Origin of the sequence: Streptomyces afghaniensis, from assembly GCF_044327915.1 — a bacterium.
Taxonomy (GTDB): domain Bacteria; phylum Actinomycetota; class Actinomycetes; order Streptomycetales; family Streptomycetaceae; genus Streptomyces; species Streptomyces afghaniensis.
Genome location: NZ_JBIRGJ010000005.1, coordinates 645,869 through 663,853, shown reverse-complemented (window position 1 = coordinate 663,853; position 17,985 = coordinate 645,869). Strand labels below are relative to the sequence as shown.

General features: G+C 72.2%; 15 protein-coding genes. 6 read left to right on the top strand and 9 right to left on the bottom strand.

The genetic code is table 11. The features are described from left to right. Positions 1-15: 15 nt before the first annotated feature. The 7 genes from ACH4G3_RS21555 to ACH4G3_RS21525 all read right to left on the bottom strand — a co-directional run bounded on the left by ACH4G3_RS21555 (position 16) and on the right by ACH4G3_RS21525 (position 8,191). A complete protein-coding gene (locus tag ACH4G3_RS21555; protein ID WP_397626186.1) occupies positions 16-1,593 on the bottom strand; it encodes an AMP-binding protein in 1,578 nt (525 codons plus the stop codon). Positions 1,594-1,604: 11 nt separating this feature from the next. Further along, positions 1,605-2,984 (bottom strand): protoporphyrinogen/coproporphyrinogen oxidase, encoded by a 1,380-nt coding sequence (locus ACH4G3_RS21550; RefSeq protein ID WP_397626012.1) that lies wholly within the window; start codon positions 2,982-2,984, stop codon positions 1,605-1,607. Next, entirely contained in the window at positions 2,981-3,958 is a 978-nt protein-coding gene (locus tag ACH4G3_RS21545; protein WP_397626011.1) for a UbiA family prenyltransferase, read from the bottom strand. Before ACH4G3_RS21545 ends, ACH4G3_RS21550 begins: the two co-directional genes overlap by 4 nt. Before the next feature lie 27 nt (positions 3,959-3,985). Continuing rightward, positions 3,986-5,110, bottom strand: coding sequence for a DegT/DnrJ/EryC1/StrS family aminotransferase (locus tag ACH4G3_RS21540; protein ID WP_397626010.1), 1,125 nt, complete (start codon positions 5,108-5,110; stop codon positions 3,986-3,988). Next, complete coding sequence (locus ACH4G3_RS21535; RefSeq protein WP_397626009.1) at positions 5,107-6,333, bottom strand: DegT/DnrJ/EryC1/StrS family aminotransferase; 1,227 nt, start codon at positions 6,331-6,333, stop codon at positions 5,107-5,109. Before ACH4G3_RS21535 ends, ACH4G3_RS21540 begins: the two co-directional genes overlap by 4 nt. Positions 6,334-6,445: 112 nt before the next feature. Continuing rightward, the gene (locus ACH4G3_RS21530; RefSeq protein WP_397626008.1) at positions 6,446-6,976 is read right to left on the bottom strand and encodes an EF-hand domain-containing protein; all 531 of its coding nucleotides are present in this window, start codon (positions 6,974-6,976) and stop codon (positions 6,446-6,448) included. Between the two features lie 99 nt (positions 6,977-7,075). Further along, positions 7,076-8,191 (bottom strand): EF-hand domain-containing protein, encoded by a 1,116-nt coding sequence (locus ACH4G3_RS21525; RefSeq protein WP_397626007.1) that lies wholly within the window; start codon positions 8,189-8,191, stop codon positions 7,076-7,078. A 588-nt stretch (positions 8,192-8,779) separates the two neighbouring features. Here ACH4G3_RS21525 and ACH4G3_RS21520 point away from each other — a divergent pair. The 6 genes from ACH4G3_RS21520 to ACH4G3_RS21495 are packed head-to-tail and all read left to right on the top strand — an operon-like array spanning position 8,780 to position 14,772. Then, positions 8,780-9,817, top strand: coding sequence for a Gfo/Idh/MocA family oxidoreductase (locus ACH4G3_RS21520; RefSeq protein WP_397626006.1), 1,038 nt, complete (start codon positions 8,780-8,782; stop codon positions 9,815-9,817). Positions 9,818-9,854: 37 nt separating this feature from the next. Beyond that, a complete protein-coding gene (locus ACH4G3_RS21515; RefSeq protein ID WP_397626005.1) occupies positions 9,855-10,766 on the top strand; it encodes a sugar phosphate isomerase/epimerase family protein in 912 nt (303 codons plus the stop codon). Continuing rightward, the gene (locus ACH4G3_RS21510) at positions 10,759-12,195 is read left to right on the top strand and encodes a M20/M25/M40 family metallo-hydrolase (RefSeq protein WP_397626004.1); all 1,437 of its coding nucleotides are present in this window, start codon (positions 10,759-10,761) and stop codon (positions 12,193-12,195) included. Before ACH4G3_RS21515 ends, ACH4G3_RS21510 begins: the two co-directional genes overlap by 8 nt. Beyond that, the gene (locus ACH4G3_RS21505) at positions 12,192-13,421 is read left to right on the top strand and encodes an Ldh family oxidoreductase (RefSeq protein WP_397626003.1); all 1,230 of its coding nucleotides are present in this window, start codon (positions 12,192-12,194) and stop codon (positions 13,419-13,421) included. The genes ACH4G3_RS21510 and ACH4G3_RS21505 overlap by 4 nt, the downstream gene beginning before the upstream one ends. Then, entirely contained in the window at positions 13,418-14,362 is a 945-nt protein-coding gene (locus ACH4G3_RS21500; protein ID WP_397626002.1) for a Gfo/Idh/MocA family protein, read from the top strand. Before ACH4G3_RS21505 ends, ACH4G3_RS21500 begins: the two co-directional genes overlap by 4 nt. Beyond that, complete coding sequence (locus tag ACH4G3_RS21495) at positions 14,359-14,772, top strand: DUF6917 domain-containing protein (protein WP_397626001.1); 414 nt, start codon at positions 14,359-14,361, stop codon at positions 14,770-14,772. Before ACH4G3_RS21500 ends, ACH4G3_RS21495 begins: the two co-directional genes overlap by 4 nt. A 2-nt stretch (positions 14,773-14,774) precedes the next feature. On the opposite strand, the gene ACH4G3_RS21490 is transcribed toward ACH4G3_RS21495, so the two are convergent. Together ACH4G3_RS21490 and ACH4G3_RS21485 are read right to left on the bottom strand one after the other, a co-directional pair. Further along, entirely contained in the window at positions 14,775-16,925 is a 2,151-nt protein-coding gene (locus ACH4G3_RS21490; RefSeq protein WP_397626000.1) for a 2-oxo acid dehydrogenase subunit E2, read from the bottom strand. A 1-nt stretch (position 16,926) separates the two neighbouring features. After that, positions 16,927-17,877, bottom strand: coding sequence for a thiamine pyrophosphate-dependent enzyme (locus tag ACH4G3_RS21485; RefSeq protein WP_397626185.1), 951 nt, complete (start codon positions 17,875-17,877; stop codon positions 16,927-16,929). Between the last annotated feature and the right edge of the window lie 108 nt (positions 17,878-17,985).

Below are 17,985 nucleotides of genomic sequence, written 5' to 3'. Positions count from 1 at the left end.
CCCTCGTCCCCGGTGTCAGGTCCACCGGCCGGAGCCGTAGGTGCCGGTACGTCCGGTCAGGCGGTGCAGCAGCTCCCGTCGCCGCACCTTGCCGGTGCCGGTGCGCGGTACCTGGTCCCAGGTGAGTGCGACCGGTTCGCGCAGCGGCGGCAGGTCACGCACCGCTTCCTTCCAGCGGGCCGGGTCGACACGGCCGTCGGCGGTGACCACGACGGGCAGCGGATCCCGGCCGGGCTCGGCGAGGACGACGCACTCCAGGGCGTTCGGCAGCCGGGCCTCCAGGAGGTCCTCGGTGCGCAGGCAGCTGAGCTGCGGGGTTCGGTCCACCTCCCGGTCGAGGAGTTCGATGCTGCCGTCGCGGTTGCGCGCGCCGATGTCGCCGGTGTTCCACCAGCCACCGTGGCTCTTGGCCGACCAGCGGTCCTCCTCTCCGACGTAGCCCAGGGCACGGGCGGCGGTCCTGGCCAGCACCAGACCCGCCTGCCCCGACGGCAGGGGCCGGAAGGTGTGGGGGTCGACCACCCGCAGCCGTGTCTTCACGGGCACCGGACGTCCGAGGTTCCGGGTTCCGGCCCCGCCCGACGCCCGGCGGACGGACTGCCGGGTGTGGAAGCGGAAGGTCAGCGGTCCCGTCTCGGTCTGCCCCCATCCCTCCATCCACACGGGCCTCTTGTGCCGGCTCGCGCCGAGGTAGGCACGGACGGTGGGGGGATGCACGGCGTCGTACGTGCTGATGACCATGCGGACGCGCCGGAACGGGTTGTCCAGTCCTTCGGTCAGCGGCTGGAAGCGCACGAACGAGGCGGGCAGCGCCTCCAGGACGGTCGGCGGACGGGCACGTAGCACGGGGTCGGCGAGGTTCGGGTCCTGCGTGGTGATGATCGAGATGGCGGCGGGGCCCATGCACAGCGCGCTCGCGGTCCAGCAGAACGTCCTGCCGTGGGCGAAGGCGCTCGCGTTGGCGAGGACGTCGGTGCGTCGCAGGCCGATCCGCGGCAACCGCACGCTCTCGAACCGTGCCAGCTTCCCGACGATCGTGCGGGTGGAGTGCACCACCAGCTTGGGCACCCCGGTGGTGCCCGACGTGTGGTGGATCACCAGCGGCTCGTCGTCGTGGCGGCGGTGCGGCCCGGGAGCGGTGTGTCCGCGTACGTCGTCCATGCCCAGCGTCCCCGGCACGGCGCCGTCCAGCACCAGCGTGGCCCGTGCGGTCGAGGCCAGGTCGGTGCCCTCCTTCCGGCCGCGTTCCAGCACGTGTGCCGTCGTGACGAGCAGAGCGGGGCCGAGCCGGGCCAGCAGCGTGCCCAGCACTTCCCCGGACAGGTGCGCGGACAGCTGCGCGGGGACGGCGCCGACGCGCACGGCGGCGCAGGCCAGCAGGTCGTAGTCCCAGTGGTTGTCCTTGACGATCGCCACCCGGTCGCCGGGACCGGCCCCGGCGGCGGCCAGCCAGCCGGCCGCTTCCCGTACGAGCGTGGCGAGTTGCGGGAGCGTGTGGTGGGTCCGGGAGCCCGCGTCGATGTCGAACGGCCGGTCCAGGTGGACGCGCGTGCCGAGCTGTCGCTCGGCGCACTCGTCGAGCAGGACGCCCATGTCGTGCGGTTTCACGAGACGTTCTCCTCGGTCGGGCGGGAGGCTGGGCGGATCCGTCCGGCCGACCGCGGGGGCCGCAGCCGGCTGAGGACGCGAGAGGCGGCGAGCACGCCCGAGCGCACGGCGCCTTCGCTGGCCGGCCGCAACATCACCCAGTCCCCGGCGTACTCGACCGGCCGTACGGCACGCTCCATGAACGGCCGGCGCCGGCGCAGGGCGTCGGGGGTGGCCTCCGGCAGGCCATGGGTGAAGGCGTGCACGAAGTGGCGCCCGGCGCTCTTGTCCAGACCGGGGACGTACCGGGTGGCTGCGCGCACGAGCCGCTCGGCCGTTTGCCGCTCCGGCGCGGCCAGCAGTTCGGGGATGCCGCGGGCGTCGGCCATCAGGGTCAGCAGTCCCTTGCCGGCGGGCGCCCGGTCCGGGTGCTTGGCGTGGTCCACGATGATCGCGGAGAGCACGTCGTCCTCCGCGTCCGGTGTCAGCAGGACGTACAGGGGCTTGCGGGACGGGGGTGCGAGCGGCCGGTCCAGCAGGCAACTGACCTTGAGCGTGGGGGTGAAGGTGCAGGCCGACAGGTACGAGAGCTCGTCGGCCGGGGCGTTGGCATGCAGGCGCGCCGCGACCGGGGCGGGCACGCACAGGACCGCCGAGCGCGCCGTGACGCTGTCGTTCCCGACGCGCAGCCGCACGCGGCCTTCCTCGGTGACGACCTCGTGCACCTGACTGCCGGTGACCACGTCGAGTCCCTCGGCCAGCCGCCGCGCGAGCAGGTCCATGCCGTCGCGGTACGTCCGCCAGCCGGTGGCCGGCCCCACCTCCAGGAGCAGGCTGAGCATCGGTGCGACGGCGGATCGCGCCGTGTCCCAGCCGAAGAAGCTTCCGGCGACCGGCTGCAACAGGTAGTCGTGCACGTCCCTGTGGTACCGGCGCGCGAACTCCCTGACCGTCAGGTGCCCGGCCGGGGTCCGTTCGGGGTGGTCGGCGTCGAACTCCCGGCGGTGTGAACCCGTCCAGGCCAGGATCCGGGCGAGATCGAACCGGGCCCGGGGCGAGAGCCCGGCACCGGTGAGCACCGCGGAGGGGTCCGCGACTCCGGGGTGGGCCCGTCCGCCGCGCCACACACCGACCGACTTGCCGATCCGTGGCACGTCGCCTCGCGGCACGCCCAGCCGTGACAGCAGTTCCCAGGTCGCGCGGTAGCCCTGCTCCGAGATCTGTTCGGCACCCTCGTCGATGGTGTATCCGTCGTGCCGGAAGCCGCGCATCCTGCCGCCGACGTGCTCGTGCTGCTCGTAGACCCGTACCTGGAGGCCCGCGCGCCGCAGTTCGTGTGCGGTGGTCAGTCCCGCCATGCCCGCGCCGACCACGGCCACGTCGAGGTCAGGGCTCATCCGGTGGCCCCCGCGCCGACGATCAGGTTCGCCGTGATCAGCAGCACGGTGCCGACCCGGTGTGCGGGGAACCCGAGCTTGCGGGCTCGCATGATGTCCCCCTGGCGGAAGCCGGTGAGGAACTGCCGCACGCGCAGCGCGGTGACGGGCAGCATCAGGAACACGAACCACCACGGGGCGATCCCGGCGACGGAGGCGACGGCTCCGGTCAGGAACTCCGCCGCCGAGAGCGACCCGATGAAGACGGCGTTGCCCTTGGGTGACACCAGGCACGCCACGGTGCGACGCCCGACGGCCCGGTCCCCGGGGATGTCGTTGGTGTTGGAGTACACACCGAACAGCAGCGGCCCGAAACCGAAGAGCACCCCTTGCACCAGCACGAACCCGGAGAAGTGGCCGGCCGCGAGCCCGTACGCGCCCGTCACCAGGGCCGCGCCCAGTCCGGCGAGGAAGATCTCCTGGAAGCCGTGGTAGCTGATCTTCAGCCCGTAGGAGTACTGGACGGAGACCACGAACAGGACCACGACCAGCACCACGGCCCAGGTGGGCGGGTGCGGTGCGATCGCCACGGCGGCAGCCCACAGGACGGCGCCGGCAGCGGCGGTGGCGCACGCGAAACCGAGCGCTTCGCGCAGGGTCAGGGTCCCCGCCACGAGCGGCTTGCGCAGCTTGTTGCGCAGCGGGTCGTCAGGACCGTAGTTCGCGGCGTCGCTGCCGTCGCGGTATCCGGTCACGTCGTCGAGGGCGACCATCGCCACGACGACGCAGACCGCGCCGAGAAGGAACAGGGTGAGCGTCACGATCGTCGTGGGCCGCAGGCCGGAGACGGGCAGCAGCACCGCGGACAGTGCCACGGCGACGCTCGGGTAGTAGTCGTAGACGTCGAGTTTGCCCAGCCGGGCATAGCTGCGCAGCTTGCTCTCGGGGCGTGCCGTTCCGGACGTGAACGGTCCGGCCTCGGTGCGGGTCGTCATCTGCTCCGCTCCTTCAGGTGTGTTCGGTCAGCGGCTGCCGCTCAGCCCGGCGTAGGCGCAGACCGTGTCCGCGATGTGCTCCACCTGGGCGTCGGTGAGGCGGGGGTGGACCGGGATGGCCAGTTGGCGTCGGCCGGCGCTCTCCGCGTGCGGCCAGCTCCGGTCCGCGGGCGCGAACCGGGTGAAGGCCGCCTGGTGCGGCAGCGGGAGCGGGTAGTAGACGTGGCTCTCGATGCCCCGGTCGGCCAGATACCGCTTCAGTTCGTCCCGCTCCTCGACGAGCAGCGAGTACACGTAGAAGCAGCGGCCGTTGCGGCCCGGCGGAGGGGGCAGCACACCACGCTCGCCGAGCGGCGTGAAGCGTTCGGTGTAGTGGTCGGCGATGCGGGCCCGGCGCTCCAGCAGCTCGGGAAGGCGGGGGAGCCGGTGGAGCTGGAAGGCGGCGAGCACTTCGTCGAACCGGCTGTTGTAGCCGGTGCGCGGGTAGACGAACCGCTCACTCTGCCCGTGGTTGCGCAACGACCTGACCGTACGGGCGAGTTCGGGGTCCATGGTGACGACGGCGCCGCCCTCGCCCGCTGTCCCGAAGGTCTTGACCTGGACGAAGGAGAACACTCCGGCCTCGCCCCAGGTCCCGGCGGGGCGGCCGTCGAGGACGCCGCCCTGGGCGACCGCCGAGTCCTCGACGAGGCGCACTCCGTGACGCCGGGCGATCTCGCGCATGCGGGGCATGTCGGCCATCACGGAGAACATGTGCGCGGGCATGATCGCCCTGGTCCGGTCGGTGATCGCCCGTTCCACCTCGTCCGGGTCGGCCACCATCGTCCACGGGTCGATGTCGGCGAACACCGGTGTCGCCCCCAGCCCTGCGACGGTATTGGCCAGCGGAGCACAGCCGTAGGCCGGTACGACGACCTCGTCGCCGGGTCCGATGCCCATGGCGTGCAGGACGAGGGTCAGCGCGGAGGTGCCGCTGGAGCAGGCCACGGCGTCGGCGGCGCCGAGCGAGTCGCGCAGGGCCTCCTCGAAGCGAGCGGTGTGCTCGCCGAGCAGGAACCTCTGCTCCGGTGCGGTGCCGATGTCGTGGACGAGGTCCATGAGCAACTGCCGGTCGTCCTCGAAGAGGTCCGGGGGAAAGAAGGGAACCGTCACGCCTGCCTCCTCGTCGTGAAGCGGCGGACGAGGTCGCACACCGTGTCGACGTCGTCGAGGCCCATGTCGGGGTAGAGCGGGAGGGCGAGGGTGCGCTCACAGGCCCTCTCGGCATGGGGGAAGTCGCCACGCCGGTACCCGAGGTGGGCGAAGCACTCCTGGAGGTGCAGCGGGACCGGGTAGTACGTCTCGGTGCCCACGCCGTGCCCGGCCAGGTACCCGGCCAGCTCGTCGCGCCGCTCGACCTCGACGAGGTAGACGTAGAAGACGGGGTCGGTCCGCGCGGTGCGGGGCACCACGGTGGGCAGCCGGAGGACGCCGGGTGTGCCTGCCAGCCGTTCGGTATAGGCGGCGGCGAGGCGGGCCCTGCGCGCGATGTCCTCGTGCAGCCGGGTCAGTTTGGCGAGGAGGACGGCCGCCTGGATGTCGTCCATCTTGCTGTTGACGCCGTTGACGGTGGTCTCGTTGCTGATGCCCGGGAAGTGGGCCAGCGTCCGGCCGAAGCGCCCGTGGTGGCGCAACGCCGCCGCCGTCTCGGCGAGTTCGGGGTCGTCGGTGAGAATCGCCCCGGCATCGCCGATGGCCCCGAGAGTCTTGGTGGGGAAGAACGAGAGCACACCGCCGGCCCCGAGCAGCCCGGCGTGGGCGCCGTTCCACCGCATGCCGACGGCCTCGGCGCTGTCCTCCACCACGGTCAGCCGGTGCTGCTGCGCGACGTCCAGCAGCGCGTCCATGTCGGCCATCTGGCAGAACAGATGGACGGGCATGATCACGCGGGTGCGTGGAGTGACGGCTTCGGCCGCGGACTTGGGGTCGATCGTGTAGGTGACGGGATCGATGTCGGCGAAGACCGGGCGGCCGCCGGCCAGTACGACGGAGGAGGCCGAGGCCACGAACGTGAAGGCGGGGACGACGACTTCGTCGCCGGGCCGCAGGCCGCAGGCGCGCAGCAACAGGGCCAGGGCGTCGGTGCCGCTGTTCACGCCGACCGCGTGGCGTGCGCCGGTCCACCGGGCCAGTGCCTCCTCGAACCGGGCGACCTGACGGCCGTGCGAGAACTTGCCGTCGTCGAAGACCTCGGTGAGCCGGGACCGGATCTCCGGCCAGAGCGCTTCGAAGGTCCGGGCCTGGGTGAAGAAGGGCACCTTGACCGAGGGGTCGTCCGCGGTGCCGGTCGCCCGGCCGTGCCTGCCGTTCCTCGGTCCGGGGGATGCGCTGGACATGGTTCCTTTCGTGGCGCCGAGGCGGATCGGGCCGGCCCGGCAGGGGGTGGTACGCCGGCGCTCCTCGTGGGCCGGGGAGCGCCGGACGCGGGGACCGGTGGATCCGGACGGGTCAGAGCAGGGCGAACTCCAGCTCGCCGGAGTGGTAGCGGTGTACGGCCGCGATCAGCTCGTCGACGGACAGCTGACCGTCGCCGTCGGTGTCGATCAGCTTGAACGCCGTGCCCGCCGTGGACTCGTCACTGCCGACGGCGACGATCCAGCGCTGGAATTCCTGAGGGCTGACCTGACCGTCGCCATCGGTGTCGCACAGGTCGGCGATCGCGCTGATCGTCGGGCGCAGCACCTGGTCGAAGCCGTCCTGCCCGCGGTCGAGTACCTGCTCCGCCGCCACGGCCTTGAACGCGTCGAAGTCCAGGGCGCCGCCGCCGTCGATCCCCGCCTGACCCGCGAGGTGATCCCACATGCCGAGGTAGGCGTCAGTGAGAGCCCGGCCCTTCGGGGAACTCTCGGTTTCTCCGAAGGCGAGCAGAATGCGTTTTGCCTCGCCTTCCCAGTCAGTGCGGTCGATGGTGCCGTCGCCGTTCTTGTCCCACATGTCGAAACGGCGACGCAGTCGCTGCTCCGGTACGGAAGTGCTCACGCTTCTTCCTTTCGTTTTCCTTTTCGGGACGTGCGCTTCAGATACTTACCTGAAGCAGCCTCTCCAACCCACTCTTACGAGTGAGAAGAAAAGCGCTGTTCATAAGCCGGCACCACTGATTCGCCGACTCAGCAGAATGACCATTCCCGCCACCATGATCGGGGCGACCTGGGAGATGAGTTGCCCGACCACGTCCACGGTCTCGAAGCGCCCGAGATGCGCCACGTGGAATACCAGGTGCGGAACCGTGAAGGCGAGGCAGCCGAAGGCCGCCGCCCGCACCAGTGACCGCTCGGGACGAACAGCGGCCCACAGCAGGACCGTCGTCAGGCCGAGTGACAGAGCACCGAGGTCACGCACGAGGTGTTCGTTGTACGGGGGGAATTTGGTCAGCCACGCGAAAGCCGGGAGAGGAAACGCGTCGTGGAACGATCGGGGCGCGAACAGAGCCCATGCGCCGGGCACCCCCTGTCCCAGGGACAGCAGCACCAGTGCGGCGCGCACCAGAAGGCGCCCGGTTTCCGGCGCCGGCCCCGCGGACACGGCCCGTCGGCCGGTTCCGGGGGCTTCGGCGGACCTGAGCCCGTCCTCGTCACCCGCGGGAACGGCCGGCGTCGGTGAACGGGGTTCTCCGAGCGATCCTCCTCCGGAGCGGGCCCTGCCGTGGGTCCGCGCGTCAGACACCCAGCAGCGGGCGTCGAGCTCGCCCGCGTGGTACTTGCCCACAGCGGCCACGAGTTCGTCGACGGACAGCCGCCCGTTTCCGTCGGTGTCCACCTGGCGGAACGCCTCGTCCGCGTCGATGCGGTCGTTGCCGATGGCCCCGAGCCACTTCCGGAACTCCTGCGGATCGACCTGCCCGTCGCCGTCGATGTCGCACAGGTCGACCATCGCGCGGATGCTGGGCCGGAGCACGGTGCTGAAGCCGACGGCGCCCCGGCTCAGCATCTGGGCGTCGGCGATCTCGACGAACTGCTCGACCGTCAGGGCCTCACCGGCGTCGCGGCCGGCCTGTTCCATCATGTAGTCCCACATGTGCGGGTACGCCTGCAGCAGCGCCCGCGCCTTCGGGGAGTTCTCCTCCTCGCCGAAGGCCTCGACGATGCGCCGGGCCTCCGCCTCCAGGTCGCCGCGCTCGATACGCCCGTCCCCGTTGGTGTCGTACAGCGCGAAGCGCTGCCGGAGCCGCTCGGCCTGGGCAGTCTTGTCGGACATCTGACTCCTCGTCGTCGAAAAGCTGCGGAGAAATCCGCCTGTCTCGCACCCCCGAAAACGCAGGAATCCGAAAAGGTGATTTTTCGGATTCCGTGAGGGTGATTCAGCCTCGCTGCTGGATACATGGGTACTCGCAGCCTTCTGGGCCTGTCAATGGAGAGAAGTGCCGCGCAAAGAGCGCAGGAACATTTTTTCTGCTCGCCGGCCACCGCGTCGCGGCCGATTGTATTCGTCCACGGGTTCGGCCTTGCAGCCGGAGTCGCCAGCCTGAGCCGCATCGGGCGGTCCGGCCGGACGCCACAGCCATCTCCGCCGTGAATTTCAGCCATACTCCCCTAGGGCTCGAAAATGACGCCCCCTCACACGGCAGGCCGCTATCGGATACGATCCACCGAGGCCGTGGTAATCCTTCGCCGTACGTATTCCGTGCGGACTGCCGCGCGTTTCAGGGACGGACGTGATGGGTATGCAGAAGAATTTCGATTCCATTCGCCGGCCCGCTCCCGGTGCGCTCGATGTCGCATTCGCACGCGAAATCATACCGGTGTGCGAATTCCAGAAAGGCCGCGCGAAAAAGGGGGTCGAGCCTTGCTGTACACGTTGATCGTCGGCCTGGGCCGATCGGGTCTGGGGCTGCATGTGCCGGTGCTGTCGCGTGCCCGCTCCCAAGTCCCCGGCACCTTCGCCGATCACCCCATCGTGGGAGTGGACCCGGGCGACACCGCCCGTGCCGAGCGGCGGGATCTGCTGATCGCCGATTCCCTGCGCCGGGCGCGCGATCTCCTCGACCCGGCGCGGACCGTCGTTCATCTGTGCACTCCCCCCGCTGTGCGCGCCGAGGTGCTCCGCGAGGTGGCCGCGCTCGGGTTCTCGCGGATCCTCATGGAGAAGCCGCTGGCCGGTGACCTGGACACGCTGCGGTGCGTCCTGCGGCTGGCGCGGGAACAGGAGCTACGCCTGGCCGTGGTGGCGCCCTGGCTGCACAGCACGCTGACCCGGCGTCTCGTCCAGCTGGTGGGCAACCGGAGGCTCGGCGCCGTTCGTTCCGTCTCCGTCACCCAGCACAAGCCCCGGTTCCGGCGCACCCTGAGCACCGGCAGTCACACCTCCGCCTTCGACGTGGAGGCGCCGCACGCGGTGGGTCTCCTCCTGCGCCTGCTGGGTGACGCGCAGTTGCGCGGCGCGCGCTGCGCCGACCTGCGAGTGGGAACGACGACGGTGCCCAACATGGGCGGTGCACACCTCGAACTGCAGCACCCGGGCGGGATCCGCAGCACGGTGCTGTCCGACCTGTCCGCACCGGTGCGTCAGCGGCGGATCGTCCTCGGCATGGAGGACGGAAACGTCGTCGGGCACTACGCGGTCGGCCAGGACGACGACTTCGCCCAGTTGCAGATCACACATGACGGCCACACCACCCGCGAGGTCTTCCATGATGACTCCCTCACGGCATGTCTGACCCACGCCTATCGCGGCTACGCCGAGGGCGGTGATGGAGCCGGTGCCGGCGACCTCGGCCTGCACGTGCGGACGGTCGAGCTGCTCGACGAGGCGAAACGGCTGGCGGACCTGTCTCCCGCCGGCGGCACGCACGCTCACAAGGAGGCACTGTCGCATGGGCGTTGACCGTCCCGGAGCGGACCCTGAGGAGCCCCGGTGCGGCGTGACCGGGGACGCCCCGAGCGGGCGGTCGGCTCCCGGTATCCGGTTCGCGGGCATCGGGGACGAGGCCGCAGCGGGTCTCACCGGGCAACTGGACGCACTGCGCCGGCTCGGCTGGACGGCGATCGAACTGCGCACCGTCGACGGCGTCGCAGTCGCCGACCTCGACGACCGGGCCTTCGCCGACCTGGCCGACCGGATCGCGGCAGCCGGTCTCGACGTCGTCTGCGTCGATTCCCGGATCGCCGACTGGAGCCGCCCGATCACCGGGCGCTTCGAGGACGATGTCCGGGAGCTGCGGCGGCTGGCCGGGCGCTGCGCCACCCTGGGCACCCGGTTCGTCCGGGTGATGTCCTACCCCAACTCCGGTCTGGACGAGGAGGAGTGGGGCAGGCGGGTGCTGGACCGGATGGCCCGGTTGGTCCGGCTGGCCGAGCAGGAGGGCCTGGTACTGCTGCACGAGAACTGCAGCGGTTGGGCCGGTACCCGGGCCGACCGGATGCGGCAGCTCCTCGACCGCGCCGGCGGTCCCGCGCTGCGGCTGCTGTTCGACACCGGCAACGGCGTGCCGTACGGCTACGACGCCCGCGCGCTGCTGGACGAGATCATCGACCACGTCGCTCACGTGCACGTCAAGGACGCCCGGACCGGGCCGGACGGTCAGGTCACGTACACACTGCCGGGCGACGGGGAGTCCGCCGTCCGCTCCTGCCTCAGGGCCCTGGTCGACCACGGCTACACCGGGGCCTGGTCCATCGAACCGCACACCCGTCTGCGACCGCACCAGGGCCAGGACAGCACCGGCGCCGACGGTGTGGCGGAGTTCGTCCGCTACGGGCGGTGCCTGGCGCGGCTCGTGCGGCAGGAATTCCTCCCCGACCGGGTTCCCGCCGGTGGGGGGCGGCATGGTTGACGTTCCGGCCCGGCCTGCTCTCCCGGCCGGATCCGCCGCCCACTCGCCAACCGCGGTTCTGCCGGCGCCCGTCCGGCTGACACCAGCCGATCACGACCTGCTGCTCGATCTGCTCAACACTCCCACGGCCGGACCCCTGGAAACCGGCACCGACGGTCCCGCCGTGCGCCTGTGGGAGGCCGGCCGGGCCTATGCGGCCGCCGCCTCGGCACTCGGTCTGGAGGTGCTGCGCCACGCCCCGCCGGATCCGGCAGCACTGCGCCGGGACGACGTGCCGCTCACGGTCCGGGAGGCGGCGCGCGACGAGACGTTCCTGGCCTCGCAGCCCAGCCTGTTGCTGCGCCTCGGCCCCGAACTCCCGCGGCAGGACACGGTGATGTTCAACGTCCACCTGGACACGGTGGCCGGCTGGTGGCCGGCCCGCTTCGACGGCCGGCGTTTCACCGGACGTGGAGCGGTCGACGCCAAGGGCCCCGCCGTCGCCCTGCTCGCCGGGATCCGGGCCGCTCGCGCCGCCGAGCCGGCCCTGGGCAGCCGGGTCGGTGTGCTCGTCCAGGCAGTGGCCGGGGAAGAAGGCGGTGCCATGGGCACGTTCGGCACCAGGCCGCTGGTGGAGGACGGGTTCACCGGCGGGCTGAACCTGTTCTGCGAGCCCACCGGGCACCGCTTCCTGCCCCGTTCGACAGCCTCCATGACGGCCCTGGTCCGCGTCGAGGGCGAGGACGCCGTGGACGACCGCCCCGAAGCCGGTCACAACGCGACCGTGCTGCTCGGGCACATCAGCCACCACCTCGCCCGGGCCCTGCCGCCGCGGATCGGCGACGGCAGGGTGTGCGTGGCCGGCCTGCACACCGGCGAACGGCACAACCGGGTCTACGGCACCGGCCGCCTGCTGCTCAACCTCTCCTACGGATCCCGGCCGGCCGGCCGAGCCGCCGAGACCGCGCTGGAGCAGGCACTGCGCGAAGCGCTCGCCGACTTCACCTCCGGGGCCGCCGGCACCCCCGACCTGGCCAGGACGGCCTCCGACGCGACACGGATCACCTCCCTGCACTGGTACAAACGCGGCCTGCCCGCGCTGGACGGCCGAGGCCGCGCGCCGTGGGCCGAGGAACTGCTGGCACGACACGCGGGCCTGGTGCGCTGGCCCGACGAGGAGCCGGCCTTCACCTGCGACGCGATCTGGATGGCGGACGTACCCGACAGCTACACGGCGGTCTTCGGCCCCGGCGACCTGGACACCAACCACGCGCACGCCCCCGGCGAACACGTCGACCTGGAAGCCCTGGACCGCTACGCCGACGAGGTCGCCCGCATTCTCGTCGCCCGGGTCCGCCACGGGCCGCCCGGCGAAGGCACCGACGAACCATCCGACGCTCACACAGCTGCCGTGCCCGGCGCGGCCGCGGACGGGATCCCTCCTCGATGACCTCTACGGTTTCCCCCACCTCCACAGCCTCAGCGGACGCGACCGCCCCGGCTGCCGCGCAGCCACGTTCCGGACCGTGCGCCGTCCCGCCCCAGGCCTCCGGCACCACCGGCGACGTCGCCGTCCGCGTCCCCTACCCGGGCCTCCTGGCGTTCGTGACGCAGGTCTTCCGCGCCAGGGGACTGCCCGAGGGCCGCGCGGGGGCCGCCGCCGAGGCACTGTGCCACGGCGACCTGACGGGCTTCACCAGTCACGGCATCACCAACCTCACCCGGCTCTACCTGCCCCTGCTCGACTCGGGCCGCTGCGACCCGCGCGCGGAGCCGCGCACCGTCACCGACCGCGGCGCCTCGGTGCTCCTCGACGCCCGACGGGCGCTCGGTCTGTGGGCCGCCACCGAGGCGATGGACCTGGCGGTCGAGCGCGCCCGCCGGTACGGGGTCGGCATGGTCTCGGTGCGGGGAGCCACCCACTTCGGCTGCGCGGGCCACCACGCCCTGCGCGCCGTCCGGCACGGCATGGTGGGCCTGGTCACCGCCAACTGCGGCCGGCAGCGGATCGTCCGCCCGGTCGGCGGACGCTCCCCCATGCTGGGCACGAACCCGCTCGCGCTGGCCGCCCCGGCCGGCGACCGGCCGCCGTTCGTCCTGGACATGGCCACCACGGTCGCACCCACCGGCAGGGTCCGGGCCGCCGCACGCGCCGGGCAGAGCGTGCCCGCGGGCTGGCTCCAGGACGACGACGGCGTGCCGGTGACCGACCCGGCGGCCTTCGACCGCGGCCAGGCACATCTGCGCTGGCTCGGCGGTGACCCGGACACCGGAGGCTACAAGGGCTTCGGGCTCGGTCTGCTGGTCGAGGTCCTGTCCGCACTCGTCCCCGGAGCGGGAACCGGGCCGCGGGAGGAGACGGCGGAGCCGGCCGGCCCTGACGACGACATCGGCTGTTTCCTGCTGGCCGTAGCCCCCGGGCGCCTCAGGCCCGAGGCGGAGTTCCGCAGCGACGCGGCCGGCCTGTTCGGCGCCCTCCTCGGCTGCCCGCCGGTCCGGGCGGACGAACCGGTGCGCTATCCCGGCTGGCCGGAGGACGCCCGCTCTCGCGAGCGGCGCGTTCACGGCGTCCCGCTGGAGCCGGTCCTGCACCGGGAGATGCTCGATCTGGCCCGGAGCAGCGGTCTCGGCTTCCCGGAACCCGTACCGCCCACAGAGGCGGGGAGCCCGGCATGACGCTTCCCCGCATCGGTCTCATCGGGCTCGGTGTCATCTCCCGCTTCTACCTGGCCGCGTTCGAAAACGCCGCGTGCGCGCGGCTGGTGGCGGTCTGCGACCCCGACGGGAACCGGCTCGCCGCCGCGCCGGCGCACGTGCCGCGCTACCGCGACCACCGCGAGCTGCTGCGGGCAGCGGACCTGGACGCCGTGGTGGTCAACGTGCCCAACGACCTGCACTACCCGGTGTGCAGGGACGCGCTGGCGGCCGGACGCGGGGTGTGCGTGGAGAAGCCGCTCGCCACGCGTCCGCACGACGGCCGTCATCTCGCGCGTCTCGCCCGGCAGAACGGCGCCGTGCTGTTCACCTCCTTCCACCGCCGCTACAACAGGGAGGTCGACGCGCTCCGCCGGCGCATCGCCTCCGGCGCCCCGATCGTGTCGCTGACGGTGCGCTACGAGGAGACGATCGAGGAACACGCCGGCCTGGACCGCTGGTATCTCGACCCGGAGCGCTGCGGGGGCGGCTGCGTCGCCGACAACGGGCCCAACGCGTTCGATCTGGTCCGCCTGTTCCTCGGAGACGTACGGGTGACCGAGGCCACCGTGCACCGCGACGCGCGCGGCGTCGACCGGCAGGCCCGGGTGTCGCTGACCGCCCCGTCCGGCGCGGCGGCCCGGGTGGTGCTCGACTGGTCCCGTCCCGGCGAGCGCAAGACGGTCGAGGTGCGGCTCGCCGACGGGACCGTCGACCGGGCCGACATGCTCGCGGGCCATCCCGGGTTCAAGGGGTCCCTCTGGCATGAATACGTGGGCGTGCTGGAGGACTTCACCGGCGTACTGTCCGGCCGCCGGCCGAACTGCCCCGACGGTCTGGCCGCCCTGGAGCTGGTGGCCGCCACGTACGCCTGCGAAGGCGCCGCCCGCTCCCACCCCCGACAGGAGGTACGCCACCCGTGACACCCGGAGAGGACGGTGCCAAGCGCGCCGTGTACGGACGGCTGGTGAAGGTCCTCACCCACCGGCGTGAGGACCGGGGGATGACTCTGGAGGAGTTCGCGAGCCGGTGTGTCCGACAGGGGGAGGTGCACGAACTGGTGACCACGGACCACACGGAGACCGCCGCCGGCGCCCGGATCGACCGGGTCGGATTCCTGGGCTTCGTGGAGATCGGCTGCGCCGGCGTCATCGACCGGGGCGACGAGGTCCGGGCCGGCGGGAACCTGGTGGGGACGGTCCTCGGGTTCGACGCCTGCCATTTCCCGAACCACTACAACATCCTCATCACGGCGCCCGAACGGCTCACCGGCCCGCAGCTCGGCCTGGCGCCCGAGGCCGAGGTCGGGTTCGGGCCGCGCTCGCAACGGTGAGTTCACGGAGCTGGGACGTCTTCGCCCCCGTCGGCTTCTTCGGCGGCGGTGATGCGCGCGATCACGTGGCGCAGGAATCCGGCCGCGGTGCCGCCGTCGCAGACGCGGTGGTCGAAGGTCAGAGACAGGTGGGTGACCTTGCGTACCTCCACGCGGCCGTCCACCGCCCAGGGACGGTCGACGAGGCGGCCGAGACCGAGCATCGCCGTCTGGGGGTGGTTGAGGATCGGGGTGGCGCCGTCGACCCCGAGGGGACCGTAGTTGTTGAGGGTGAAGGTGCCGCCGGTGAGGTGGCCGGCGGGGACCGCGTCGCGCCGGGCGAGGTCGGTGAGGCGGCGCAGTTCGGCGGCGAGCGCGTGGAGCGGCAGCCGGTCGGCGTCCCGTACGACGGGAACGACCAGGCCGTGACCGGTCTGAGCGGCGAAGCCGAGGTGCACATGGGGCAGCCGGACGATCTCCGCCCGGCCGGTGTCCACCCGGGCGTTCAGTTCGGGGAAGGCGGCGAGCCCGGAGAGGCAGGCGCGGGCCAGCAGGGGAAGCAGACCCGTGCCATGGGTGTCACGGGCGGCGAGCAGGCCCGTGGCATCCGCGTCCGCCCAGATGGTGACGGCGGGTGTGTCGCGGTGGGCGCGGAGGAACTTCTCGGCGGCAGCGTCGAGGGGGATGCGTATGCCTGGCTGATGAGCGGTGCCGGGCTCACCGTTCTCCGGGGAGCCGGCCTGGTTCGCCACGAGGCCGCTGCGCGCTCCGGTTCCGTACCCCGTGAGCACCGCCCCCGACCCGGTCCCGGGAGAGGTGCCGGCACCCGAGCCCGCCTCCGGAGCCGAGTCGGCATTCGCCCCGCCCTCCCCGGGAGCCTGCGCCACCGACATCAGTCGCGCTCCGACCTCGACGGTCTCTCCGGCGGCGCAGTGCAGGGCGGTCACCGTCCCGGCGAACGGGCTGGGCAGCGTGACGACGGCCTTGGCCGTCTCGACCTCGGCCACGGTCTGGTCGTGGGTGACGTGATCGCCCACGGCGACCGTCCATTCCAGTACCTCGGCCTGCGCCAGACCTTCGCCCAGGTCCGGGAGTCGGAAGGTGCGCACGGTCCGGCCGTCGGTGCCCGCCCCGCCGGCGGGTACCGCAAGCGCCCGCCGTACGGCCACCCCCGGCCGTCCGCCGTCGGGCAGCAGTCGCCGCAATCCGTCCAGCACCCGTCCGGCGCCCGGCAGATGCGCGCTCTCCAGCAGCGGTGGCGGGTAGGGGATGTCGAGGCCCGTGACGCGCAGCACGGGGGCCTGCAGAGCGTCGAAGCAGCGTTCCTGGACCCGTGCGGCGATCTCTGCGCCGACCCCGGCGAAGCCCTGTGCCTCGTGCACGACCAGGCAGCGGCCGGTGCGCCGTACCGACTCGGTGAGGGCGTGGTCGTCGAGCGGGACGAGGGTGCGCAGGTCCAGTACCTCGATGTCCATGCCTTCGGTCGCCGCCGCCCGGGCGGCCTCCAGGGCGACGGCGACCGACGGGCCGTACGCGACGAGCGTGGCGGCGGTGCCGGGGCGGCGGACCGCCGCGGTGCCGAACGGCTCGGTGCGTGTCGGTAGCCGGACGTCGTCCTTCGTCCAGTAATGGCGCTTGGGCTCCAGGAACACGACAGGGTCCGGGTCGTCGACGGCTTCCCGCAGGAGTGAGTACGCGTCGGCCACCGTCGCGGGCGTGACGACCTTCAGGCCCGGCGTGTGCGCGTAGTACGCCTCGCTGGAATCGCTGTGGTGCTCGACTCCGCCGATTCCGCCACCGTAGGGGACGCGGATGACGAGAGGGAGGGTGAGGGCGCCGCGAGTGCGGTTGCGGAGCTTGGCGATGTGGGAGGCGATCTGTTCGAACGCCGGGTAGGCGAACGCGTCGAACTGCATCTCCACGACGGGCCGGAACCCGGCCATCGCCATGCCGACCGCGAGGCCCGCGATGCCCGCCTCGCAGGCCGGGGTGTCGAAACAGCGCCGTTCGCCGAAGGTGTCCGCGAGCCCGTCGGTGATCCGGAAGACTCCGCCGAGCCGGCCGACGTCCTCGCCGAAGACGACGACCCGCTCGTCCGCTTCGAGCGCGTCCCGCAGGGCGGAGTTCAGGGCCTTCGCCATCGTGGTGGCCGTCGCCCGGGTCGTCACCGTCATGTCAGCGTCCTTCCGACTCGGCGTGCAGGGCGGCCTGTTGCTCGGCAAGTTGTGGGGTCGGGGCGCTGAACACATGGTCGAGGAGGGCGAGTGGGTCCGGGGCGGGGTGCTCGGCGAGGCGGGTGCGCAGGCGGGCCGCGTACTCCTCGGCTTCGGCCGCCGTGGTGGTGATGTCGTCCTCGGTGAGCAGGCCGCGGTCGCGCAGCCGGGCCTCCAGCCGGTCGATCGGGTCGCGCCCGCGCCAGTGCTCGGCCTCCTCGGCCGGACGGTAGCGGGACGGATCGTCGGCGCTGGTGTGCGGACCCATGCGGTAGGTGTGGGCCTCGACCAGCCAGGGGCCGCCGCCCGCCCGCGCGTCCTCGACGGCGGTGGTCAGGACGGCGAGTACGGCCGCCGCGTCGTTGCCGTCCACCTGCTCGGAGCGGACGCCGTGGCCCACGCCCTTGTACGCCAGGGTCGGTGCCGCCGTCTGGTCGGCGAGCGGGACGGAGAGGGCGTACCGGTTGTTCTGCACGAGGAAGACCACCGGTGCGCGCAGGACGCCCGCGAGGTTCAGGGCCTCGTGGAAGTCCCCCTCGCTCGTGGCGCCGTCGCCGAGAAGGGCGAGGGCGACCGTGTCCGTGCCCTTGAGGCGCTCGCCGTGGGCGAGGCCGGTGGCGTGGACGGCGTGGGTGGCCAGCGGGGTGCACTGGGGCGCGGTGCGGTGCCGTACCGGGTCGTAGCCGCAGTGGGCGTCGCCGCGCATCAGGGTCAGCGCCTCGACGGGGTCGATGCCACGGCTGATCAGGGCGGTGCAGTCCCGGTACGTGGGGAACAGCCAGTCGGTGTCGCGCAGGGCGAGCGCGGCGCCGACCTGGCAGGCCTCCTGGCCGAGGCTGGACGGGTGGACCGCGAGCCTGCCCTGTCGGGCCAGCGCGGTCGCCTGCACGTCGAAGCGGCGCCCGACGACCATCTTGCGGTACGCGGCGAGGAGTTCATCGGGCGCGGGCTCCTTGTATTCCCCGGAGGATTCACCGTCACCGGCTTTTCCATTCATTGGGAAAAAGCTGACCGGAACATG